Origin of the sequence: Mesorhizobium silamurunense (assembly GCF_014843825.1) — a bacterium.
Classification (GTDB): domain Bacteria; phylum Pseudomonadota; class Alphaproteobacteria; order Rhizobiales; family Rhizobiaceae; genus Mesorhizobium; species Mesorhizobium silamurunense.
Genome location: NZ_JHQR01000478.1, coordinates 1 through 734, shown reverse-complemented (window position 1 = coordinate 734; position 734 = coordinate 1). Strand labels below are relative to the sequence as shown.

General features: G+C 66.3%; 1 protein-coding gene. It reads right to left on the bottom strand.

The annotated features are described in order from the left end of the window. Window positions 1-734, bottom strand: a 734-nt coding sequence (hemA, locus tag DH10_RS36090; RefSeq protein ID WP_192257179.1) for a 5-aminolevulinate synthase, incomplete at both ends; no start/stop codon positions are given.

Here is a 734-nt window from a genome sequence, read left to right as displayed (position 1 = left end):
GCCTGGCGCTGCTGCGCGTCGCGCTCGGCCTGCGAGCGCTTGAGATGCCTGATCGAGGTGGTGGCGGCGGCAGCGATCGCCGGCGGCAGCGCGGTGGTGAAGATGAAGCCCGGCGCATAGGAGCGCACCGCGTCGATCACGGCGCTTGTGCCGGTGATGTAGCCGCCCAGCGTGCCGAACGCCTTGGCTAAAGTGCCCTCGATGATGTCGATGCGGTCGGCCAGGCCTTCGCGCTCGGTGATGCCGCCGCCGCGCGCACCGTACATGCCGACCGCATGCACCTCGTCGATATAGGTCATGGCGTTGTAGCGCTCGGCGAGCTCGACGATCTGCCTGATCGGCGCGATGTCGCCATCCATCGAATAGACGCTTTCGAACACGATCAGCTTGGCGCGCTCGCGGCCCGCCGCCTGAAGCAAGCTTTCCAGATGCGCGACGTCGTTGTGGCGGAAGATCTTCTTCTCGGCGCCCGAGCGCCGCACGCCTTCGATCATCGAGGCGTGGTTCAACTCGTCGGAGAGCACCAGGCAGTTGGGCAAAAGCCTGGCAATCGTCGAGATAGAGGCCTCGTTGGAGACGAAGCCGGAGGTGAAGACCAGGGCTGCCTCCTTGTCGTGCAGGTCGGCCAGCTCATGCTCGAGCTCGACCAGCGGATTGGACGTGCCGGAAATGTTGCGGGTGCCGCCGGCGCCCGAGCCCATCTTGCCCGCCGCGGTCTGGAAGGCGGCGATCAC